The organism is Marinobacter changyiensis (assembly GCF_009193265.1).
Lineage (GTDB): Bacteria > Pseudomonadota > Gammaproteobacteria > Pseudomonadales > Oleiphilaceae > Marinobacter > Marinobacter changyiensis.
Map to the genome: position 1 here is coordinate 429,414 of NZ_VZZZ01000006.1, position 21,133 is coordinate 450,546.

The 21,133-nt window shown below is 56.3% G+C and carries 21 protein-coding genes and 1 pseudogene; 12 read left to right on the forward strand and 10 right to left on the reverse strand.

Annotation, left to right across the window (positions count from 1 at the left end; genetic code table 11):
* Nucleotides 1-4 precede the first annotated feature (4 nt).
* From F6Y09_RS17755 to nirD, 5 genes are all read left to right on the forward strand, one after another.
* On the forward strand, nucleotides 5-1,006 hold the full coding sequence (locus F6Y09_RS17755) for an ABC transporter permease (protein WP_152208266.1): 1,002 nt from the start codon (nucleotides 5-7) through the stop codon (nucleotides 1,004-1,006).
* Nucleotides 1,007-1,062: 56 nt separating this feature from the next.
* On the forward strand, nucleotides 1,063-1,953 hold the full coding sequence (locus F6Y09_RS17760; protein WP_246180595.1) for an ABC transporter ATP-binding protein: 891 nt from the start codon (nucleotides 1,063-1,065) through the stop codon (nucleotides 1,951-1,953).
* Between the two features lie 275 nt (nucleotides 1,954-2,228).
* Entirely contained in the window at nucleotides 2,229-3,464 is a 1,236-nt protein-coding gene (locus F6Y09_RS17765) for an NAD(P)/FAD-dependent oxidoreductase (protein WP_152208268.1), read from the forward strand.
* Between the two features lie 43 nt (nucleotides 3,465-3,507).
* Nucleotides 3,508-6,012 (forward strand): nitrite reductase large subunit NirB, encoded by a 2,505-nt coding sequence (gene nirB, locus F6Y09_RS17770; protein WP_152208269.1) that lies wholly within the window; start codon nucleotides 3,508-3,510, stop codon nucleotides 6,010-6,012.
* Nucleotides 6,013-6,023: 11 nt separating this feature from the next.
* Nucleotides 6,024-6,392 (forward strand): nitrite reductase small subunit NirD, encoded by a 369-nt coding sequence (nirD, locus tag F6Y09_RS17775; protein WP_152208270.1) that lies wholly within the window; start codon nucleotides 6,024-6,026, stop codon nucleotides 6,390-6,392.
* Between the two features lie 23 nt (nucleotides 6,393-6,415).
* On the opposite strand, the gene F6Y09_RS17780 is transcribed toward nirD, so the two are convergent.
* Together F6Y09_RS17780 and F6Y09_RS17785 are read right to left on the reverse strand one after the other, a co-directional pair.
* A complete protein-coding gene (locus tag F6Y09_RS17780) occupies nucleotides 6,416-6,850 on the reverse strand; it encodes an NINE protein (RefSeq protein WP_152208271.1) in 435 nt (144 codons plus the stop codon).
* Nucleotides 6,851-7,055: 205 nt separating this feature from the next.
* Entirely contained in the window at nucleotides 7,056-8,198 is a 1,143-nt protein-coding gene (locus F6Y09_RS17785) for an alcohol dehydrogenase catalytic domain-containing protein (RefSeq protein WP_152208272.1), read from the reverse strand.
* A gap of 223 nt (nucleotides 8,199-8,421) precedes the next feature.
* Between F6Y09_RS17785 and katG the strand changes: the two genes are divergently transcribed.
* Entirely contained in the window at nucleotides 8,422-10,653 is a 2,232-nt protein-coding gene (gene katG / locus F6Y09_RS17790; RefSeq protein ID WP_281348226.1) for a catalase/peroxidase HPI, read from the forward strand.
* A 102-nt stretch (nucleotides 10,654-10,755) separates the two neighbouring features.
* On the opposite strand, the gene F6Y09_RS17795 is transcribed toward katG, so the two are convergent.
* The 5 genes from F6Y09_RS17795 to F6Y09_RS17815 all read right to left on the reverse strand — a co-directional run bounded on the left by F6Y09_RS17795 (nucleotide 10,756) and on the right by F6Y09_RS17815 (nucleotide 15,323).
* Nucleotides 10,756-12,009: a TIGR03862 family flavoprotein gene (locus F6Y09_RS17795; RefSeq protein WP_152208273.1), complete on the reverse strand. Its 1,254-nt coding sequence runs from the start codon at nucleotides 12,007-12,009 to the stop codon at nucleotides 10,756-10,758.
* Between the two features lie 5 nt (nucleotides 12,010-12,014).
* Nucleotides 12,015-12,212 (reverse strand): hypothetical protein, encoded by a 198-nt coding sequence (locus F6Y09_RS17800; protein WP_152208274.1) that lies wholly within the window; start codon nucleotides 12,210-12,212, stop codon nucleotides 12,015-12,017.
* 109 nt (nucleotides 12,213-12,321) lie between these two features.
* On the reverse strand, nucleotides 12,322-13,179 hold the full coding sequence (locus F6Y09_RS17805) for a PA4780 family RIO1-like protein kinase (protein ID WP_152208275.1): 858 nt from the start codon (nucleotides 13,177-13,179) through the stop codon (nucleotides 12,322-12,324).
* A 70-nt stretch (nucleotides 13,180-13,249) separates the two neighbouring features.
* Nucleotides 13,250-14,359 carry a GGDEF domain-containing protein gene (locus F6Y09_RS17810; RefSeq protein ID WP_152208276.1) on the reverse strand — a complete coding sequence of 370 codons (1,110 nt, stop codon included), beginning with the start codon at nucleotides 14,357-14,359 and terminating at the stop codon, nucleotides 13,250-13,252.
* Nucleotides 14,360-14,507: 148 nt separating this feature from the next.
* Complete coding sequence (locus tag F6Y09_RS17815; RefSeq protein WP_152208277.1) at nucleotides 14,508-15,323, reverse strand: SDR family NAD(P)-dependent oxidoreductase; 816 nt, start codon at nucleotides 15,321-15,323, stop codon at nucleotides 14,508-14,510.
* A gap of 247 nt (nucleotides 15,324-15,570) precedes the next feature.
* Between F6Y09_RS17815 and F6Y09_RS17820 the strand changes: the two genes are divergently transcribed.
* Together F6Y09_RS17820 and F6Y09_RS17825 are read left to right on the forward strand one after the other, a co-directional pair.
* On the forward strand, nucleotides 15,571-16,032 hold the full coding sequence (locus F6Y09_RS17820) for an NfeD family protein (protein WP_152208278.1): 462 nt from the start codon (nucleotides 15,571-15,573) through the stop codon (nucleotides 16,030-16,032).
* A gap of 2 nt (nucleotides 16,033-16,034) precedes the next feature.
* Nucleotides 16,035-17,072, forward strand: coding sequence for an SPFH domain-containing protein (locus F6Y09_RS17825; protein WP_152208279.1), 1,038 nt, complete (start codon nucleotides 16,035-16,037; stop codon nucleotides 17,070-17,072).
* 50 nt (nucleotides 17,073-17,122) lie between these two features.
* Here F6Y09_RS17825 and yfbR read toward each other — a convergent pair.
* Both yfbR and F6Y09_RS17835 read right to left on the reverse strand, forming a co-directional pair.
* Nucleotides 17,123-17,482: pseudogene (gene yfbR / locus F6Y09_RS17830) on the reverse strand (5'-deoxynucleotidase); the annotation flags it as partial.
* A 442-nt stretch (nucleotides 17,483-17,924) separates the two neighbouring features.
* Nucleotides 17,925-18,386 carry an NIF family HAD-type phosphatase gene (locus F6Y09_RS17835; RefSeq protein ID WP_152208281.1) on the reverse strand — a complete coding sequence of 154 codons (462 nt, stop codon included), beginning with the start codon at nucleotides 18,384-18,386 and terminating at the stop codon, nucleotides 17,925-17,927.
* Between the two features lie 442 nt (nucleotides 18,387-18,828).
* Here F6Y09_RS17835 and F6Y09_RS17840 point away from each other — a divergent pair, with 442 nt between their 5' ends.
* From F6Y09_RS17840 to F6Y09_RS20210, 4 genes are read left to right on the forward strand one after another with little or no spacing between them, the layout of a single operon-like run.
* Nucleotides 18,829-19,116 carry a hypothetical protein gene (locus F6Y09_RS17840; protein WP_152208282.1) on the forward strand — a complete coding sequence of 96 codons (288 nt, stop codon included), beginning with the start codon at nucleotides 18,829-18,831 and terminating at the stop codon, nucleotides 19,114-19,116.
* 23 nt (nucleotides 19,117-19,139) lie between these two features.
* Complete coding sequence (locus tag F6Y09_RS17845; protein ID WP_152208283.1) at nucleotides 19,140-19,361, forward strand: hypothetical protein; 222 nt, start codon at nucleotides 19,140-19,142, stop codon at nucleotides 19,359-19,361.
* Complete coding sequence (locus F6Y09_RS17850; RefSeq protein ID WP_152208284.1) at nucleotides 19,358-19,996, forward strand: metallophosphatase domain-containing protein; 639 nt, start codon at nucleotides 19,358-19,360, stop codon at nucleotides 19,994-19,996. The genes F6Y09_RS17845 and F6Y09_RS17850 overlap by 4 nt, the downstream gene beginning before the upstream one ends.
* Nucleotides 19,997-20,008: 12 nt before the next feature.
* Complete coding sequence (locus F6Y09_RS20210; RefSeq protein WP_179959460.1) at nucleotides 20,009-20,161, forward strand: hypothetical protein; 153 nt, start codon at nucleotides 20,009-20,011, stop codon at nucleotides 20,159-20,161.
* 69 nt (nucleotides 20,162-20,230) lie between these two features.
* On the opposite strand, the gene F6Y09_RS17855 is transcribed toward F6Y09_RS20210, so the two are convergent.
* Nucleotides 20,231-20,869: an HNH endonuclease family protein gene (locus tag F6Y09_RS17855; RefSeq protein WP_152208285.1), complete on the reverse strand. Its 639-nt coding sequence runs from the start codon at nucleotides 20,867-20,869 to the stop codon at nucleotides 20,231-20,233.
* Nucleotides 20,870-21,133: the final 264 nt, after the last annotated feature.

Sequence of the window (21,133 nt, forward strand, 5' to 3'; positions counted from 1 at the left end):
GATCATGACCACACTGACCAAATCAGGCCCCGACAAGCTGCCGGCCATAGGTTCCGCAGCCCGTGTCCTGGCTGAAAAACTCTCGCCCAAAGCCCTCGGGGAGGCTGCCAGGAACCTGCTGCTGCCGCTTATCGGGATGACCGTGTTCCTGATCTTCTGGCAGCTCATGGCCCCTCAGGTGGATACTTCTCTGGGCGAGTTCCCGGGTCCGACCGATGTCTGGGAGCAGGCCGGACAACTCTGGCAGGAACACCAATCCGAACAGGCCCGGGCAGACAAGTTCGTCACCATGCAGGAGGAACGTAACGCCCGCATCCTGGCCGATAACCCGGATGCGGAAGTCCGTATACGGGACTACCCCGGCGCGCCGACCTTTTTTACCCAGATCGGCACCAGCCTGCTGACGGTGCTGTCAGGCTTTGCGCTGGCCAGCATCATTGCAATTCCTATGGGCATCATGATTGGCCTGAACCGGTACTTTGCGGCGGCGGTAAACCCGTTGATCCAGATTTTCAAACCGGTGTCGCCTCTGGCCTGGCTGCCGCTGGTGACCATGGTGGTGTCGGCAACCTACGTCAGCGATGACCCGATGTTCGAGAAGGCCTTCATCACCTCGATGATCACCGTCACCCTGTGCAGCCTGTGGCCGACACTGATCAACACCAGTGTCGGGGTGGCTGCTGTCGACCCGGACTTGCTGAATGTCTCGAAAGTACTGCGACTGTCGTTCTGGACCCACACCCGCAGAGTGGTTCTGCCTTCGGCGGTACCGATGATTTTCACTGGTTTGCGGGTCTCACTGGGCATCGCCTGGATGGTACTGATCGCAGCCGAAATGCTGGCCCAGAACCCGGGCCTGGGCAAATTCGTCTGGGACGAGTTCCAGAACGGCAGCAGCGAGTCCCTGAGCCGCATTATGGTCGCTGTACTGGCTATCGGTTTCATCGGCTTTGTGCTTGACCGAATCATGCTACTGATCCAGAAAAAAGTAGCCTGGAATGAATAGAGAGCGAACAGGAGAGCAACATGAGTAAATCTCATCTCGAACTGACCGGCGTACAGATGGCCTTCGATACACCGGAGGGGCCCTTTATCGCCCTCGACGATATTAATCTCAAGATCAGGAAGGGCGAGTTTGTGTCCCTGATCGGTCATTCCGGTTGCGGTAAATCGACGGTGCTGAACATTGTCGCAGGCCTGCTGCAAGCCACCCGCGGCGGCTGCGTGCTGGACGGCCATGAAGTGAACACACCGGGGCCAGAGCGAGCGGTGGTGTTCCAGAATCACGCCCTGATGCCCTGGCTGACGGTCTACGAAAACGTCCAACTCGCGGTGCAGCAGGTATTCCGTAAAGCCATGAGCCGGCGCGAACGACGGGAGTGGATCATGCACAACCTGGCGCTGGTAAACATGGAACACGCCGCCAACAAACGCCCGGGGGAAATTTCCGGCGGTATGGCCCAGCGTGTGGGTATTGCCCGGGCCCTGGCGATGAAGCCCAGCGTGTTGCTGATGGATGAGCCCTTTGGGGCGCTTGATGCCCTGACTCGCGCCCACCTGCAAGATGCTCTGATGGAGATCCAGCAGGATCTTAACAGCACGGTGATCATGATCACCCACGACGTGGACGAAGCCGTGCTGCTGTCCGACCGCATCATCATGATGACCAACGGACCGGCCGCCAACATCGGCGAGGAGCTGACCATTGACCTGCCCCGACCCCGTAATCGAGTCACCTTGGCGGACAACCCTGATTACGTTCACTGTCGTCAGGCGGTGTTGTCCTTCCTTTATGAAAAGCAGACCTTTCCCGGCAAAAACAAGGCTGAACCGGCCCCCTCAACAACGACAACTGAAACCGGAGCAGGCGGAACCGGGTCGAACGCAACCGCCACAGATCACAGCCCGGAAACCGAAAAGCCTGGTCCCGAGAAGCAACGGGCTATTGCCTGATACTCAAAGCGGTTTGCGCCACGACGGTGCAGCACGGGCGGGAAATGAGTTGTGGCAGGGCACAGATTTTTGATTCAACCACCACCGCAGAGGCTCAACCTGCTGTTTTAGAACACCCTTCCGACATGGCACGGATATAGCAGTGTATCAGACAGGGATGAACGTCCCGGTCATGGACGACCGGGCCACCAAACTATTGTTGTTGGCGCTGGCGCCAGACCATAAATCCCTTCAGGGGGATGAGGTGCTCTGGCTTTTTTCGTTGGAGCAAAAGCATGACACAGCAAAAACTGGTAATCATAGGACACGGAATGGTAGCCCAGCGCCTGCTGGAGCACCTTTGCGAGCGCCCTGCATTGCCCTACAGCGAGATTGTGGTTCTCAGTGGCGAACCCACCAGCGCCTACAACCGGATTTTATTGTCATCCTGGCTTGCCGGTGATGCCGAGCCGGAAAGTCTGACCCTGAAACCGGATGAATGGTTCGCCGAGCACGGCATTTCACTGCGGCAGGGCAACCCGGTTAGCCGAATAGACCCTGACCAGAAACAGGTGCACACCGGCCAGGGCCACATTGAATCCTATGACAAGCTGGTGCTGGCTACGGGCTCACGTTCGGCCAGTCTCGGGCTGAAGGGTGAAGGCCTCGAAGGTGTGGTTGGTTTCCGGGACCTGCGCGATACCCGCAAGTTGATCGAGATCAGCCAACGCAATCGCCGGGCAGTTGTCATCGGAGGGGGGTTTCTGGGGCTGGAAGCTGCTGAAGGCCTACGGCAACGCGGCATGTCCGTCACCCTGCTGCACCGTGGCAGCCACTTGCTGAACCGCCAACTGGATGACGTCGGCGGCGCATTGCTGGCGCGTTCCCTGACCGAACGGGGGATCTCAATTCAGACCCGTACCTCGCCGGTGGCATTACTCGGCAACCATCGGGTCAGGGCTGTTCAGCTCAACAACAACACCCTGATCAGCGCCGATCTGGTGGTGATTGCCGCCGGCATAACCCCCAACTCGGAACTCGGCAACGAAGCCGGACTGGACTGTGACCGGGCCATCCTCGTCGATGGACGCCTGCAAACAAGCGATCCGTCCATCTTCGCGCTGGGTGAATGCTGTCAGTTTGACAATCTTACCTTTGGCCTGGTGGACCCGGGCTATCAACAGGCACGGGTACTCGCTGAGGTGCTTTCTGAGGTAGTGGGCGAAACAGACAGCTCCGCTGTGTATACCCCGGACATTACCCCGACAAAACTGAAAATCAGTGGCATACCGATTTTCTCCTGCGGCCAGACCCGACCAGACCACAACACCGAATCCGTGGTGTGGCAGGACCACAGCACTAACCGCTACTGCCGTTTACTGATTCGCAACCAGACCCTGGCCGGTGCGGTACTTTTCGGCGAAACACGGGACGGCCCCTGGTACACCGAACAGATACAGCAAGCCACGGACATCAGCGACTTTCGCAGCAATCTTGTTTTCGGCCCGGCCTACTGCGAAGCATTGGCCTGAATTCACCGATCACGACTGATCGGATACTGAAAGAGTGCATATTATGAGCAAGAAAACATTAATCGTCATCGGCAACGGCATGGTCGGCCATCATTTTCTCGAGCAGTTTGCAGACACGCCTGCGGCGGCTCACTATCAGATCATCGTATTTGGCGAGGAACCGCTGCTGGCCTATGACCGGGTGCATCTGTCGGAATACTTCGGCGGCTCAACCCACAGCGATCTCGCCCTGGGTACGCTGGACTGGTACAGCGAAAAAGCCATTGATCTGCACCTGGACGAAGAAGTCACCAGAATTGACCGGCACCAGCGTCAAGTCACCACGCTGCAGGGCAATTACCCTTATGACGAACTGGTGCTGGCGACCGGCTCCTATCCGTTTGTGCCCCCTATTGAGGGCAACGACCACCCCCACTGCCTGGTCTATCGCACCCTGGCGGACCTGGACGCCATCAAGGCCAGCGCCGATGGCGTCAAAAACGGGGTGGTGGTTGGCGGCGGCCTGCTGGGGCTGGAAGCCGCCAACGCCTTGAAGCAGCTTGGGCTGCAAGCCCAGGTGGTGGAATTCGCACCCCGGCTGATGCCGGTACAGTTGGACACAGACGGCGGAGCAGTGCTGAAACGCAAGATCACCGAGCTCGGTGTACAGGTGCACACGGAAAAAGCCACCACCGACATCGTGCCCGGTGAAAGAGCCCGGCTGCGCATGAATTTCAGCGACGACACGCATCTGGAAACCGACCTTATCGTGTTCTCCGCCGGCATACGGCCCCAGGACACCCTGGCCCGTGCCGCAGAGCTGGAAATTGGCGAACGCGGTGGCATTGTGGTGGACAGCCGCTGCGCAACCTCGGATCCCCACATTCACGCCATTGGCGAATGCGCCCTGTGGGAGCAACGTATTTACGGCCTGGTAGCACCGGGTTATACCATGGCCCGTACCCTTGCGGCCTGCCTTAATAATGATCCCGATGCGGCCTTCACTGGCGCCGATATGAGCACCAAGCTCAAGTTGCTGGGCGTCGATGTCGGCTCCATTGGCGACGCCCATGGTCAGACCGAAGGCGCCCGCAACATCCGCTTTAACGATGAGGCCGCTGGTCACTACAGCCGTATGGTTATCAGCGCCGACGGCAAGAAACTGCTCGGTGCCATCCTGGTGGGCGACAACGGCCCCTACGACACTCTGCTGCAATATGCCCTCAACGACATCGAGCTGCCGGAGCATCCGGAAACGCTGATCCTGCCAGAGAGCGAAGGCGGTACCCCGGCCCTCGGCCCGGACGCCTTGCCCGACACAGCGGCCATTTGCTCCTGTCACAACGTCAGCAAGGGCAACATTTGTGACGTGATTGAGGCGGGCTGCAGTGATCTTGCCAGTGTGAAGGCCCAGACCAAGGCCAGCACCGGCTGCGGTGGCTGTGCCGCATTGCTCAAATCGGTGGTCGAGAACGAGCTCGAAAAACGCGGCGTCGAAGTCAGCAAGGACCTTTGCGAACACTTCCCGTACAGCCGCCAGGAGCTGTTTCATCTGGTTAAGGTCAACGGCATCCGCACGTTCAATACCCTGATCAGGTCACACGGCAAAGGCCGGGGCTGCGAAATCTGCAAACCCACCGTAGCCTCCATTTTAGCCACCTGCTGGAACGAGCACATCCTCGCAACCGACCACGTGCCCTTACAGGACACCAACGACACTTTCATGGCCAACATGCAGAAGAACGGCACCTATTCCATCGTGCCACGCATCCCGGGTGGTGAAATCACCCCGGACAAGCTGATCGTGCTGGGCCAGGTCGCCAAGGAGTACAACCTCTATACCAAGATCACCGGCGGCCAGCGGGTGGACCTGTTTGGCGCCACTCTGAGTGAACTGCCGGAAATCTGGGAAAAGCTCATCGCGGCCGGATTTGAGACCGGCCACGCTTACGGCAAATCCCTGCGTACGGTGAAGTCCTGCGTTGGCAACACCTGGTGCCGCTACGGCGTGCAGGACAGCGTCGCCATGGCGATTTTTCTGGAGGATCGCTACAAAGGCCTGCGCGCTCCCCACAAAATCAAGATGGCGGTATCCGGCTGTACCCGTGAATGCGCTGAAGCCCAGAGCAAGGATATCGGCGTGATTGCGACGGAGAACGGATGGAACCTGTATGTCTGCGGCAACGGCGGCATGCGACCCCGTCATGGGGACCTTTTCGCCATTGATCTGAGCGATCAGGAGCTGATCAGCACCATTGACCGGGTACTGATGTTCTATGTGCGCACCGCCGACCGCCTGCATCGCACCAGCGTATGGATGGAGAACCTCGAGGGTGGCCTCGGCTACCTGAAGCAGGTGGTACTCGAAGACAGCCTGGGTATGGGTCAGGAGCTGGAAGCACACATGGAAAGTCTGGTCGGCACTTATCAATGCGAGTGGAAAACTGCAGTGGAAGACCCCGAGAAACGCAAACGCTTCCGTGAGTTCGTCAACGACGAGCGCAAGGACCCGGTACAGCAATGGACAGAAGAGCGCGGTCAGCGTCGCCCTGTCACCGAACCCGCTTAAGGAGAAGACTTATGAAACCACGTACCCAATGGGATATCGTCTGTGATGTCAGCGACCTGGTGCCGGATTCCGGCATCGCCGTCTGGACCAGCAACGGCCCGGTCGCCCTGTTCTACCTGCCGGAGCGCTTGCCGGCCCTGTTCGCCATCGGTCACTTCGACCCCTGCAGCGGCGCCGATGTGCTGGCCCGGGGCATCACCGGCGACATCAAAGGAGAGCCGGTGGTGGCCTCGCCGATCTACAAACAGCACTTCAGCCTGCTGACCGGGCAATGCCTGGAACATGAGGATGTCCGGGTCCCCGTCTTCCGTGCTCTGGTGGACGGTGATCAGGTGCGGCTGGAAATCCCGGTGGCCGGCCGCAGCGAGCAGGCTGCCTGACTGTGGTTCGGTGGGCCGTTAAACTATTGGTTGAACAATCTGTTTGCCTGCCCGCCCTGAAGCAGGCCCGCGTTCTTGTCTGAGATCTGGCTGTTCAGAGTCCAGAAATCATACAGCACACCGATGAGAAACAGGCCGCCGGTGAGCAGGTAGATGATGCCAGTAATCCATTTACCCATGTACATGCGATGGACGCCGAATACGCCGAGAAAAGTCAGCAGAATCCAGCTGATGTTGTAGCTGGTATCGCCTTCGTTGAAACGGCTGTCTGCTTCCCGGTCCATGGCCGGGATCAGGAACAGGTCGATAATCCAGCCGATAAACAGTAACCCCAAGGTAAAGAACCAGATCGTTCCGGTGATGGGCTTGCCGTAATAAAAACGGTGGGCACCCAGAAACCCGAAGATCCAGAGCAGGTAACCGATGATTTTGCTGTGTGTGTCCGGTCTGTTGTTCATAGCTACCCTTAAGCAAAGGTTTGAAGAATGTCGGGTTAGGTTGCAAAACGCATGGCTGAAGTCTGACAGGTCCGCGTAGCCAGGCTCATACGCAATTTCGCTGACCGCCGGTCAGTCTGACGCAGGAGTTGGATAGCACGGTTCTTTATCTAGGACTTTATTCGTGCGGTCCTGACTTTCCGCAACATTGCGCGATAAGACGCTTTTATTCGTCGATAAGGGCGTAGGGTTTGCCATGCTCCTGCCATTGCGAGTCCGGCACAATGACAATCTTACCGAGGTAGTTGCTGCCCCGGTTTACGAAGTATTCCTCCGCGTGATGCAGATCCGATAGCCGGAAAGCGCCGTGGAGCACGGGCTTCAACTGGCCGCCACGAATCCACGCCATCAATTGCTCCGCTTCTTCCCGGGTACCGTGTGAGACGCCAAAGATCTGTACCTGGTAGAGATAAATCCGGGTCCAGAGAATCTCGCTGATGTTGCCACCACTCGCCCCGGCAATGCTGAGGCGCGGGTAGGTGCTGCGGGCGTTCATGTCGAAGATCATGATATCGATGAACCGGTCGGTCATCTCGCCCCCCACCAGATCCATCACCGCAGTCATCGGTTGGCCGCCGGTGGCCTCTTTTACCCGGTCAACAAAGCTGTCCATATCGGTGCGGTCCAGCACCGCCTCCGCCCCCAACGCCAAGAGCGGTACGGCTTTGTCCTGCTGACTGAGGGCATAGGGCACAGCACCAATAATGCGGCAAAGCTGAATCAGGGCGGTTCCCACGCCACCACTGGCACCGGTCACCAGCACCCGCTCCCCAGCCTGGATATTGGCCGAAGTCAGCATATGCATGGCGGTCTGGTAGGAGCACATCCCCATTGATGCCAGCTCGGCATCGGACAACTCCGGATTGGGAATGTGATAAAACTGATCCGACGGCAGGACCACGTATTCCGCGTAGCCTCCGTCTGCTCCGTGGCCGTAATAATCTGGCGTCAGGTTAATATCCCGGCGGTCATCGGTGTAGATGTTGAAATCCAGCAGACCGCGCTCACCAATGCGACTTTCATGCACCCCTTCACCCACCGCCACGACACGGCCGGCGATATCCGCACCCTGAATCCGGGGGAAAATCAGAGTCGGCTTGCCGCCCATCTGAAAGGACTGCATTTCCCCTTTTCTGGTGGGGTAGAGCCCTTCCCGGGCCTTCCGGTCGGTGTTGTTCTTGGCGGTTGCTGTTACCTGCACTAAAACCTGACCCGGCGCCGGTTCTGGCACGGGCATATCCTGATATTTCAGTGCGTCGACACCGCCATGGCCGGTAAGAACCATGGCTTTCATGGTGCTGGGGATCATGGGCGAAAACCCTCTCTGTCGCTGTATTTGAACGATGCTCAAACCTCATTTCATTCTTGAAACTCTGAGATTGCAAGCAATTGAACTGAAACCGGATTTATACATAGGAAAAAACTATTATAACAGTATACAAAACAACTTTAACCAATAGACAACAGTTGTTCTATAGTTTAGCTACGGTTCAATTCCGCAAACAAACTTCCCAAGAGTTGGAGAACAAAATATGGACGCGTTGGACATCAATACAGAATCAGGGGGCAAGTGCCCGGTCATGCACGGGTCACGAACCCGGATGGGCGGCAAAGCCATTGGTAACAGCTTCTGGTGGCCAAATCAGCTTAACCTTTCAATTTTGCATCAGCATTCGCCGAAGTCCAATCCTCTGGGTGAAAACTTTGATTATGCTGAAGAATTCAAAAAACTTGACCTGGCAGCGGTCAAGCAAGACCTCACCAACCTGATGACCGACCCTCAGGAATGGTGGCCAGCGGATTACGGCCACTATGGTCCGTTCTTCATTCGTATGGCATGGCACGCAGCAGGTACCTACCGTACCGGTGATGGTCGTGGCGGCGCCGGATCTGGCAACCAGCGTTTTGCGCCTCTCAACAGCTGGCCCGATAACGGCAACCTCGACAAGGCCCGTCGTCTGCTGTGGCCGATCAAGCAGAAGTATGGCAACAAGCTCTCCTGGGCGGATCTGTTCGTGCTGTCCGGCAACGTCGCGCTGGAATCCATGGGCTTCAAAACCTTTGGTTTCGCCGGTGGTCGTGCCGATATTTTCCAGCCGGAAGAAGATATCTACTGGGGTGCCGAGGAAGAGTGGCTGGCCACAAGCGACAAGCCCAATAGCCGTTACTCCGGTGACCGTGAGCTCGAAAACCCGCTGGCCGCTGTCCAGATGGGTCTGATTTACGTTAACCCGGAAGGCCCGGACGGTAACGCAGACCCGCTGGCTTCGGCCCGCGACATCCGCGAAACCTTTGCCCGCATGGCGATGAACGATTACGAGACCGTCGCCCTGACCGCAGGAGGTCACACCTTCGGTAAAACCCACGGTGCCGGTGATCCTGCCAACGTAGGGCCTGAGCCAGAAGCCGCTCCGATGGAGGCCATGGGCTTTGGCTGGCAAAACACCCACGGTAGCGGCAAAGGCCGTGACACCATTACCAGTGGTCTTGAAGGTGCCTGGACGCCAACCCCGACCAAATGGGACATGAGCTACTTTGATATCCTGTTCGGCTACGAGTGGGAACTCACCAAGAGCCCCGCCGGTGCCCAGCAGTGGCAAGCCAAGGGTCTGGCAGACAAGGACCACGCTCCGGATGCGGAGGATCCATCCAGGCGCGTCCATCTCATGATGTCTACCGCTGACATGGCGATGCGGGAAGATCCTGAATACCGCAAGATTTCCGAGCACTTCCACAAGAATCCGGAGGAGTTCGCCGACGCCTTTGCTCGTGCCTGGTTCAAACTGACTCACCGTGACATGGGCCCGAAATCACGGTATCTCGGCCCGGAAGTACCGGCTGAAGACCTGCTCTGGCAAGACCCGGTTCCGGCGGTCGATCACGAAGTGATCAACAGCCAGGATATCGCAGAACTGAAGAGCAAAATCCTGGCCTCAGGCCTGAGCAGCTCTGAGCTGGTCTACACCGCCTGGTCCTCGGCTTCTACCTTCCGTGGTTCCGACATGCGCGGCGGTGCCAACGGTGCCCGCATCCGCCTGGCGCCACAGAAGGACTGGGAAGTAAACCAGCCAGAGCAGCTTGCAAAAGTGCTGCAGACGCTGGAAGGCATTCAGAAGGCTTTCAAGGACGCCCAATCCGGCTCGAAGAAAGTGTCGCTGGCAGACCTGATCGTACTCGGCGGCACCGCTGCAGTTGAGCAGGCGGCGAAAGACGCGGGCCAGAATGTGGACGTACCTTTCACTCCGGGCCGTTCAGACACCACCCAGGAACTGACCGACGCGGAGTCTTTCGATCCGCTGAAGCCGGAAGCGGATGGTTTCCGTAACTACAGCCGGACTGCGTTCACCGTCTCTGCTGAAGAGATGATGATCGACAAGGCGCAGTTGCTGGGCCTGAGTGCACCGCAAATGACCGTATTGGTTGGTGGCCTGCGGGTGCTGGATGCCAACTACCAGCAGTCCCAGCATGGTGTGTTCACCAAAACACCGGGCAAGCTCACGAACGACTTTTTCGTGAACCTGACCGACATGAACACCCAGTGGCAGCCGACGTCCAAGGACGGCGACCTGTTTGAAGGCAAGGATCGCAAGACCGGCGAAGTGAAGTGGACCGGTACCCGTGCGGACCTGGTCTTCGGTTCCAACTCGCAGCTACGCGCCATCGCTGAGGTATATGCCCAGGCTGACGCGAAAGAGAAGTTCGTTAAGGACTTTGTCGCTGCCTGGACCCAGGTCATGGACGCCGATCGTTTTGAACTGGCGTAAGTAGCACCAGACTTCTACCGGACGCAGCCGAATGTAAGCTGTATCCGGTAAGGTTTGTCCGGCAATATGCAAAGGCCCGGTTAATAGCCGGGCCTTTTTTTGTCAGCGTGTCCCGGATTGTTCAACAACCCGCAAAAAAGTGGCCACGCCAGTCCCCGCTATCCAACCGCTGGTGAAACAGCCTGTCAGCAGATATCCGCCCGTGGGCGCTTCCCAATCAAGCATTTCCCCCGCACAGAAGACTCCCGGCAACGCTTTCAGCATCAACTCCTGCGTCAGATCCTCGAAACGCACGCCACCAGCACTGCTAATGGCCCTGGCAATAGCAAAGGGTTTTCCCAGAGGAACGGGAAGTTGCTTGATATGACGGGCAAGCTGATGCGGGTCATTCATCACATTGTGGTCGCAGAACTCCCTCAGCAAACCCGCTTTCACGCCCTCGATCCCGGCTTTGCTCTTCAAATGCCTGGCCAGTGAACGTCGGCCCTGGGGTTGGGATAAGCGCTCGGCCAGCTGGGCTTCGGACCGGCCCGGATTCAGATCGAGTAATAACGTGGTGTGGCCGTTCTGCGCCACCGCCTCCCGCGCAGGCGCAGACAACGCATAGATCAGCCCTCCTTCCAGGCCTTCTTCCGTGACCATCAGCTCACCGCTATGCCAGGCGTCTTTATTCGAGTTGGCACTGCCCAGACGCCCTCGCACCGACTTGATCGGCTGCCGCGCAAACCGCTCCCGGAAGTGGTCGCTCCAGGCCACCTGAAAACCACAGTTGCTCGGCTTCAGGGGCGCGACCAGGATGCCCTGTTGCTCCAGCGGTGATACCCACCTACCGTCGGAGCCAAGCTCAGGCCAGCTGGCGCCACCCATCGCCATTACCGTGGCGTGGGCGTGAACAACCTGTGTGCCATCAGGGGTATCGAATTGCAAGGCGCCATCCTGCCAACCCACCCAGCGCCAGCGCATGTGGAAGTGCACTCCCAGGCCGCGCAGACGTGTCAGCCAGGCACGCAGCAGCGGTGCGGCTTTCTTGTCGACGGGGAAAATCCGCTGGGAGGAGCCAACAAAGGTTTCGATACCGAGTCCGTGAACCCAGTCCAGTAATTGTGACGGACCAAACCGATCCAACATCGGAGCAACCTGCCCCGTGCGTTCGGCGTAACGGTCAACGAAGGCCGAAAGAGGCTCACCATGGGTAAGGTTCAGGCCACCACTGCCCGCCCGCAACAGCTTGCGCCCGGCGCTTGGTTTGGCATCGAACACGGCCACGGAAAAGCCGGCGCGCGCGATGACTTCGGCTGCCATCAAGCCGGCAGGGCCGGCTCCGATGACAGCGATAATGGGTGTAGACGTACTCATGATGACTATTTTACCCGAGCGAAACCGAACAGGGCTGCCAATGGATGCGTCCGGCCCTCTATGTTGGCTCTCAGCAAGCCCAAATCTGACGCTTCGATTGCGTCGGTATCAAATGCATAGTTGCTGCAGTTCTTCGCCACCGCACAGGCCTTGTCGGCCATCGCTGCATGCAATACACCGCACATCCGGGCCAGATCAACCATGTGGGATCAACCTACTACAGCAAAACGCCGTGCTGACAGCGGAACTGCCCCGCCTTGCTTTCACTGTTGCCGAAGCGCCAGCGGGTCAAGAAATTGGCCAGGCAGGACACTAGTCCTCGTCGTCTTCATCCTGCATCCGTGCCTGGCGTTCCAGTTCTTCTTCTTTGGCGGCGTCGATGACGGCCATTAGCTCGCCGACATCAGCACTGGTGGTGTCGTGCTGGAAGCAGCCGGTAAGTTTGCTGTCTGGGTGCAGGTCGCCGGTTTCGTAGAGTGCCCAGATTTCCTTGCCGTAGTCGGTGCCGAGCAGTTCGGGGGCGAAACGTCCGAAGTAGCGGCGCATATTGTCAACGTCCCGCTCCAGCATGCTTTCGGCGTTGTTGTTACCGGAGGCGTTGACCGCCTGGGGCAGGTCGATGATCACCGGGCCCCGGGTGTCGACCAGTACGTTGAATTCGGAAAGGTCACCATGAATCAGACCAGCGCTGAGCATGCGCACCACTTCTGCAATAACCTGGGCGTGGTAGTCCCTGGCCTGTTCCGGGGCCAGGGTGACATCGTCGAGGCGGGGAGCGGCTTTGCCCTCTACGTCCTTGACCAGCTCCATCAACAGCACGCCGTCAACAAATCCATGCGGCTCTGGCACGCGCACGCCCGCGGCGGCGAGTCGGTAGAGAGCATCAACTTCGGCGTTCAGCCAGGCGTCTTCCTGCTCTTTCTGGCCGTATTTGGTTTTCTTACTCATGGCCCGGGCGCGGCGGGTGTTTCTTACCTTGCGGCCTTCCTGGTACTGCACTGCCTGTTTGAAGCTACGTTTCTGGGCTTCCTTGAAGACTTTTGCACAGCGGATCTGGTCACCGCAGCGCACTACGTATACCTGGGCTTCCTTACCGCTCATCAGTTGGAACAGAACCTCGTCTACCATGCCGTCATCAACAAGGGGCTGTAATCGTTTTGGTATTTTCATAGGGCCTTTTGAAAAGTGGGAGGCAATGCCTGGCAGGTTTCTGGTTTAAATGGACGTTATAACCGACATCTTACCCGATAATGGAGGCATCTTGCTCGGCAGACGAACTACCAGGCGAAATTTCGTCATATTCCACCACCCTATTCCGGCCTGCGCGTTTACTGCTGTAAAGTCTTCGATCTGCCATCAGGTAAAGGTCACTGAGTTTTCTGGCATCTCTGGGCCAATAAGAAATGCCGAAAGAGGCGGTCAGTTTCACTTCTTGGGTGTCGTAGGTCACAGAGCTGTTTTCAATACGCTGACGCAGGTTATCCACTACCTCGAAGGCCTCCGGGCTGCTGACGTCACGTAGTATCAGTCCGAACTCTTCGCCACCCAGACGGCCGACAAAGTCGGTCCCGCGCAGCCGTTCGGCGAGCAGCGTGCTGATGTGTTGGAGCACCTCGTCGCCGGCGTTATGGCCAAGCGTATCGTTGATGACCTTAAAGTGGTCGAGGTCCATCAGTACGAGGGCAAACGTGGTGTTGCTGCGTAAGGCTTCGTTGATGGTGCGATCAAGAGTGGACTTGAAATTGCTGCGGTTTGCCAGACCTGTCAGGGCATCCGTCTCAGCCATTACGACGAGCTTGTCCTGAGCCTCGGCCCGATGGGTTTCATAGATGTGCATGAACATGACCATAAAGATGGCGCAAAGGACGGGATTCAGCAGGTCAATCATCGCTTGGGCGTTATTCAATGCCCCAAGCTGCAGGTAGTAGAAGTACCCGCCAACCAGCATGAAGGGCACCGCCAGCAGAAAGCCCGCCCAACGTCCGAGCAGCAGATACGACAGGATTGGCATTATGAAAACCCAGACAAACGCTGATTCGGACACACTCGGCATCGCAATGATGAAGATAAGTAAGCTGAATGTGGCGATCAGGTAGCCGTGTATCCAGCGCAGCAGGTAGGGTGAGTTCTCAATCCGCAAAGCGCCAAAAATGGCAATAATGCCGGCGACCAATTCAAACAGGGCAAGCGCGACGTTGTTATTAAGCATCTGCAGAAAGGCGAAAATCACCAGCGTCAGGCCGGTGGCACCAAAAACTAGGCGCATAATCGAGCGTCGGTGCCGATCTCTCAGGCCCATGCGGCTGTCTTTGAGCGACGGATCTGAATCACCGTGGATAATGTCTTTCATGAAATACTATAGACCCCTTGTCGGCTAGCCCGCCATGACAACCCCCGGGCCAGGCCTCACGGCAATCTACATTCCCTAGACCGAGTATAGGTCCTGAGGGAACAGGGTGCCATAAACACGCCCGGTTTCGCGGCGTCTCCCATCATTCTCAAGTGTAGAGATTCTTACGGGAGAAGCGTTCCACCAAGGGCTGATAGGCAGAGCCAAGCACCCGATTGATGACTTCGATACCCCAGGCGTCGGGGCCAACGAGGATGCGGGATTGATTTTTCAGAATGCCTTTTACAATGACTTTAGCCGCTTTCTCCGGTGTCGTGACGGCCAGTTTGTCAAAGCTCTTGCGCTGGGCTTCGGTATTCTCGGACTTGCCCATACGGGCGGCGTTGGCAATGTTGGTCCGAATACCGCCGGGGTGTACACAACTGACCGCCACCGGCTGATTTTCCAGTTTCATTTCCTGTCGCAAGGCTTCAGTAAACCCGCGAACGGCGAATTTGGCGGCGTTGTAGGCACTCTGTTTGGGCACACCAATCAGGCCAAACACGCTGGAGATGTTGACCACGTGGCCATCGCCTGAGGCAATCAGATGGGGCAGGAAGGCACGAGTGCCGTGGGCGACGCCCCAGAAATCAATATCCATCACCCATTTGAAATCGTCATCGGTCATTTCGCGAACGCTGGCAGACAGCGCCACACCGGCGTTGTTGATCACCAGGTTGACGTTGCCAAAATCTTTTACGATCGTTTCCGCGTGGGCATAGATGGCGTCCCGGTCGGACACATCCAGCAGATAGGTTTTTACATCAATGGCGTTGCACAGCTCAGCGGTCTGTTTCAGACCAGCTTCATTTAAATCCGATAACGCCAGCCGGCATCCACGTGCAGCGAGCGCCTTTGCCAGGGCGCGCCCGATACCGGACCCTGCACCGGTAACCACCGCCACCTTTTTGTTCAGGTCTTTCATATCGACTGCCTCTTGTTTTTGAGCGCTCATTAAAGCAGATACTTTAATCATCGGGTATTTTTTCACGTCAATTACTGTGTGGTATGGCACAAATCCGGCCGGAACCCGGCGCCACGGCCAGCAAACCCATCAGAACGATGTGGCAGTCGATACCCGCATGGTATGCTGATACCCTCTTGCGCTGGTCCTTCAGGCCACCGGTTGCAACCTCACCCTCCGATATCTGAACAACTGACTGGAACTCACGATGGAATGGAGTCTTACCCACCTATGGCTGGTTCTTGCCCTGGTACTCAGCCTGGCTGAACTGACCTCAGGCGTGCTGGTTTTGCTGGCCCTGGGCATTGCTGCCGCCTTGACCGCCTTACTGGCCTTTCTCGGTGTGCCTTTTTACTGGCAACTGATCGGGATGGGCGTGCTTTCCGGGTTGCTGGTGCCGGTTGCCATTCGTGTGATCCGACCTCGTTTTTCACCCCGGGGCGTGGATTATGGCACCACCGGCACGGGCGTGGAGCAAGGCAACGTCTACCGCACCCAAAAGCGTGATTTCGACGGCGCCACTGGCCTCAAGATCAACGGTGATTTTTATCGCCTGAGAACCGCGGACCACGGGCGAACCGACTTCCCGGAAGGCACTGAAGTTATTTTTGAGCAGTTCGACGGCACTACCGCCGTCGTGCGTTGCGTTGATATCAGCAAGGAGCACTGACTATGGAAACCATCCTCACACCGGGCCTGATTCTGAGCCTGATTATTGTCGTTATTGGCATACTGATCATTGCCAAAGGCCTGGTGATTGTCCGGCAATCGGAGGTCATGGTAATTGAGCGTCTGGGCTCGTTTAACCGGGTGCTGGAAAGCGGCGTGAACATCATTATTCCGTTCATCGAGCGGCCCCGCGCCATCACCATGATCCGCTACGTGAAACTGGGCGACGAGTATCATGCCACCAGCAGCGAAGAGAGCCGCATTGATCGCCGGGAAACCGTGATGGATTTTCCCGGCCAGCCGGTCGTGACAACCGATAACGTGACAGTGAAGATTAACGGCGCACTCTACTACCAGATTATCGACCCGCGCCGTGCCGTATACGAAGTTGCCAACATGAGTCAGGCGGTGGAAGTGCTGGCCAAAACCACCCTGCGTTCGGTGGTGGGCAAGATGGAGTTGGACAAGCTGTTTGAATCCCGCGCCGAAGTTAACAGCGCGATCCAGGCGGAAATGGAAGAAGCGGCTTCCAAGTGGGGGGTCAAACTGACCCGGGTGGAGGTTCAGGACATCAACATGCCGGAAGAAGTGGAAGAAGCCATGCGTCTGCAGATGGCGGCTGAGCGTAAGCGCCGGGCCACGGTAACCGAAGCGGAGGGTGAAAAATCCGCCGCCATTGCTATGGCTCAAGGCCAGCGTGAGTCTTCCATTCTCAACGCTGAAGGTGACAAACAGTCAGCCATCCTGCGGGCCCAGGGCGAGCAGGAGTCCATCAGGCTGGTACTCAGTGCCATTGGTGAGAGCGAGGAGAACAAGCGTACCGTAGTGGGTTACCTGCTCGGCCAGAGCTACATCAAGGTGCTGCCCAACATGGCAAAAGACGGCGAGCGGGTATTCGTACCCTACGAGTCGTCAGCTCTGCTTGGCTCCATGGGTATGTTCCGGGAAATGGCCGGTACGCCGGAAGATGTGGCCCGCCAGGCCCTCAAGCGGGATGGCCTGCGGGGCGGCATGGTTGCCTCAAGCGGTGCCGCTGGCTGAGCCCGGCCAACACCGGTTAACGGTGCGGGTCAACCCTTGGTCCGCACTCACTATTCCAGCAGATGGTCCAGCGGCCGCTGGTAGCTGGGCGCAAACACCTCCAGGAAATAAAGCACTTCCGGCAGTGCCTCGGCTTGCAGTCGCTTGTAGATCTGGCTGGCGGCTGGCTCAAACTCCTTGTTACCTGCCCGTATTTCAGCCTGGCACTTGAGCCAGGCTGATAGCCGGTCTGCCGCTTTGACCACCTGTTTGACCTCGGCATCCCAGCCAGACTCCTGAATGTAGGGGGCAAAATCCCCACGCAGGTCTTCCGGCAGCAGCGCCAGCAATTCCAGCTGGGCTTTGTGTTCGATGTCGCCGAATACTTCCCGCATGACTTTGGAATGGTATTTCACGGGTGTCGGCATGTCCTGATTAAAACTAAGATTCTTGGATGGGTGAGTGAGTGAGTGACCTTCCGGCTCACTGATTGCAGCGTCTACAGCGACAAGCGATGAAAAAATTCAGATGGTACGGAACATTGTGTCACCTTTAGGGATTAAACTGTAGATGTTACATGTGTCACCAGTCGGTGTACCAAGCTGATGTAACAAGTGTCACGCATAATCTATGATAGGACATTCATGACTGCGCATGCTCGTTGTCAAAGATTCACAACGGTCGGGTGATCGCATCCCGAGCCTGGCTTTGCCGCCTTCAGGATAGTGTCCACTCATTTTTAGTGGACACCTTACATGAACAACTGAATTTACCCAGGTGCTACAGGCAGGAGCTCCGCCCTCCCAATGATCAAGTGAGAGCGACAGCCCCACTATGTTTACAACGATGACATAGACATGAACATTACTAAGATCAGGATGGATTAGAAAGTTGGGAGCAGGTCATACACCTCATTTGAAGCTCCCCTAAAACTCTCAGAAGCTCCTTATCATCTGTATTATAAGGCGGAAGATATTCATGAACAGCCACCCACCAATCCTGTTCAATTTCTTCAATACACGCTTCCTGATCATCTACTAAGAAGATTCGAGAAGCAGTAGGTGCATAAGATGCCGCCACTGCTTTAGGCTTTGTGGTGCCAATTGGGTGCAACGCATCCAGCTTCCCAAACCAGTCCGGCACAACGCCTTCATCGACGAAAAGATTTTGAATCTTCCTGGTTCGTGTAGGGCTGACACTTGTATAGAGCACGAGATCCGCTAATTTATTAACTTCGGTCAAAAAGTGGTATAGGTGCGGTCTTGGAATCTGACTCACTGCATTGCTTATCAGAGTTCCCTCAATATCAAGACAAATCAGAATTATTTTCTTCACTCACTTCGTCCCCATAGCGTTATCAGTTGAGCCGAACTCCATTAGTCTTCAGGATGAAGCATGCAGTTTGAGCCCCTCTATGTCAGCTTACCCATTATGAGGCGGATGGTTATTTTTCTTACACCTCCAAAAATCAACCGCGGTAAAGTTCGAAGCAGAGATCATTACCAGTGCTTAAAATCGACGAGCGCAGAATTACCAGCAACTCGGCTTTATCTCTAGGGCTTTCGCGCTTCTCAACATATCGATGAAGCAGTTAAACAGTAACTGGGCGTCGGAAAATTTGGAGATGAGTAGGTAACCCGGCGGCTCTACGCCCACCTGATACTCATGTGTTTCAGGCGTGGCCCTCTTTTCCAATATCAAAGTAACAAAAATTAACTCTTCTGGTAGTCTTATACTATTGGTGTTCGCAAGCACAATAAAGTCGGCGGAGAAGATTATGAGCACGAAAGCTTCAATCTCTTACAGCGAGAAGCACCATCTTTATACGCAGGAGCTTTTGAGCGAAGAGCCGACTACAGTCTTCCTTGAGCTTGAGAATCCTACCGAATTCAAAGTCGAGAAAGAGACTTTTCGGGGTAAGACGACGGACACTCTAACTATGGAGATACCAGCAGAAGTCATGGATCAAATAGCAATAGACTGGATCAAAAAGCTGGAGCTCCAAGGTGCGGTCGGTGGGCCAGTTGGGAGGGAGCTGGGGAGTCCAGAAAATCCCTGGGATTAGGAACTAGATATCGAGGTTTTGTTATGTCTTCAAAGCGCAAACCGTCGATTAAAGAGCTGATTGAAGCCCGCGCGGCTGAGTCAATGGCGATCAGTAAAAAGATCGAGGAAGGCTATGATTTTAAAGAAGAGTATGAGAGAAGCCGAAAGATGTGGAAGTCGCTGCTGGGTGATGGCTTTAGCGCGGAGGCCATGGAGCGGAACCGGAAGCGCATGGAAGAAGAGAAGCGGAAGAGTAAAAAGTGAGACTGGTCTGCATTTCTGACACTCACAGCTTGCACCATAAGATGTCGCTGATACCGGATGGTGATGTCTTGGTGCATGCGGGTGATTGCACCGGCTCCGGCTCGCTGCCTCAGCTCGATGATTTCGTGAGGTGGCTCGGAGCTCTTCCGCACAAGCATAAGATCCTCATTGCCGGTAATCACGATTTCTGCTTTGAGAGGTACCCGGAATGGGCCAGGGGGATGAGTCGTGACCAGGGTATCACCTACCTGCAAGACGAAGCGGTCACGATCGACGGACTGACATTCTTCGGGTCACCCTGGTCTCCCGTATTCCGCCAAATGGCTTTCAACGCCAGAGAAGAAGAAATGTTTGAGCACCGTGCTCTGATCCCCAGCGATACCCAAGTACTTATCACTCATGGCCCCGCATTCCAGATCTTCGACTTCGTGCCAGACGTTCGTGAACACGTCGGCTGCTACCCCCTTGCAAAGCGTATCGATGAACTGCCAGCTCTGAAAGTCCACGTCTGCGGACACATACACGAAAGTTATGGTTTTGCGATCAGAGAGTCTGACGGAGTCAAGTTCGCTAACGCGTCCACTTGCACAGAGCGTTATCGAGCAAGCAATCCTCCTATCATTATTGATGTCTGAGAGATTCAAACCATGAGCGCGGAAGAAAGAGCAGTATTGAAAAGGGCCGTTGAAGCTGGTGAACGCAGCGGAGAAAGCGACCTTTGTGTGAATGATATTGCTGATGCTGTGAAGCAAAAACATCGAGAAAAAGGAGGGACGGAGGACAATGATCAGGCGGACTAACCCGATTGCTCTCAAGTGTCGCCCCGATCTACGCTATTTTACTGGAGTTTTTGCTAGCCCGGCTCCAGGTCAATTCCGGCAATCATCCAGGAATGATCTCGTCCATGCCGCTTCCGAGGATTTCGGCCTGAGGCCATACTGTCTCACAACTCGAACGACGTAGCCGCACTGACTACCCGGTGGCAACCACTGATCCGGGCCCCGGGCACCTTTACTGCGATTCAAGCTCAATTCGACAGGGAACAGGTTGACCGGATCGTTGGCGAACCGCTCGCGTTTTTCTTGTGACCACTCCGAAGCTCCGCGCTCCCATGACCACGCCAATGGAACCACATGGTCAATATCGATATCGCCAGCGTTCTGAATCACACGATTTGTGAAGGGACTGATCCAGCGGCCGCTAACCACCCGGCAGCGATTGCCATCGGCAAATCGAACGTGCGTGGTTGAGGTGGCGATGAGGGCTTCGGCACGACTATCCTGGCAGTCACCATCGACGTCATCCCAGCCGTGACCGAATGCTGATCGCTTGTAGTCTAGCTGTTCACTAAGCTGTTCCTGAGAGCCTTCGAGCGATGGCCGGGTAAGTCCCGCTGGAAGCTCCCCGCCCGAACCCAGGCAGGCTTCAAGCGTATCAAAGGCCTGATAGTTCTTGGTTCGCTCGTACCAACTGCTCTGTGGTGGATGGCACAAACCACTGTTCGACATTTTAACGACGGCTGCATCAGCGGTAATACTGAACGAGAAACCTACAAGGAATAACAAGAGGGGAAGGATTCTGGAAGCGCCAATAATGTGTAAATATCCTCCGCAGTGTAAACCCGGCATAACATACAGACCTATTTTCGAGTAGCTTCGTACTTCAATGCTTCTGCACAATCGAAGCTTTAATCCAAGGACGTGGCTGTGATGACTTACGCACTGGCCGACGTCCTGAAATTTGCAGACGTTTGAAGGCGTTGAAGTTTACTC

Coding starts and splice junctions, on each gene's coding strand:
- F6Y09_RS17755 (WP_152208266.1), top strand. CDS start 5: ATGACCACACTGACCAAATCAGGCCCCGACAAGCTGCCGGCCATAGGT.
- F6Y09_RS17760 (WP_246180595.1), top strand. CDS start 1,063: ATGGCCTTCGATACACCGGAGGGGCCCTTTATCGCCCTCGACGATATT.
- F6Y09_RS17765 (WP_152208268.1), top strand. CDS start 2,229: ATGACACAGCAAAAACTGGTAATCATAGGACACGGAATGGTAGCCCAG.
- nirB (WP_152208269.1), top strand. CDS start 3,508: ATGAGCAAGAAAACATTAATCGTCATCGGCAACGGCATGGTCGGCCAT.
- nirD (WP_152208270.1), top strand. CDS start 6,024: ATGAAACCACGTACCCAATGGGATATCGTCTGTGATGTCAGCGACCTG.
- F6Y09_RS17780 (WP_152208271.1), bottom strand. CDS start 6,850: ATGAACAACAGACCGGACACACACAGCAAAATCATCGGTTACCTGCTC.
- F6Y09_RS17785 (WP_152208272.1), bottom strand. CDS start 8,198: ATGATCCCCAGCACCATGAAAGCCATGGTTCTTACCGGCCATGGCGGT.
- katG (WP_281348226.1), top strand. CDS start 8,422: ATGGACGCGTTGGACATCAATACAGAATCAGGGGGCAAGTGCCCGGTC.
- F6Y09_RS17795 (WP_152208273.1), bottom strand. CDS start 12,009: ATGAGTACGTCTACACCCATTATCGCTGTCATCGGAGCCGGCCCTGCC.
- F6Y09_RS17800 (WP_152208274.1), bottom strand. CDS start 12,212: ATGGTTGATCTGGCCCGGATGTGCGGTGTATTGCATGCAGCGATGGCC.
- F6Y09_RS17805 (WP_152208275.1), bottom strand. CDS start 13,179: ATGAAAATACCAAAACGATTACAGCCCCTTGTTGATGACGGCATGGTA.
- F6Y09_RS17810 (WP_152208276.1), bottom strand. CDS start 14,359: ATGAAAGACATTATCCACGGTGATTCAGATCCGTCGCTCAAAGACAGC.
- F6Y09_RS17815 (WP_152208277.1), bottom strand. CDS start 15,323: ATGAAAGACCTGAACAAAAAGGTGGCGGTGGTTACCGGTGCAGGGTCC.
- F6Y09_RS17820 (WP_152208278.1), top strand. CDS start 15,571: ATGGAATGGAGTCTTACCCACCTATGGCTGGTTCTTGCCCTGGTACTC.
- F6Y09_RS17825 (WP_152208279.1), top strand. CDS start 16,035: ATGGAAACCATCCTCACACCGGGCCTGATTCTGAGCCTGATTATTGTC.
- F6Y09_RS17840 (WP_152208282.1), top strand. CDS start 18,829: ATGAGCACGAAAGCTTCAATCTCTTACAGCGAGAAGCACCATCTTTAT.
- F6Y09_RS17845 (WP_152208283.1), top strand. CDS start 19,140: ATGTCTTCAAAGCGCAAACCGTCGATTAAAGAGCTGATTGAAGCCCGC.
- F6Y09_RS20210 (WP_179959460.1), top strand. CDS start 20,009: ATGAGCGCGGAAGAAAGAGCAGTATTGAAAAGGGCCGTTGAAGCTGGT.
- F6Y09_RS17855 (WP_152208285.1), bottom strand. CDS start 20,869: ATGTCGAACAGTGGTTTGTGCCATCCACCACAGAGCAGTTGGTACGAG.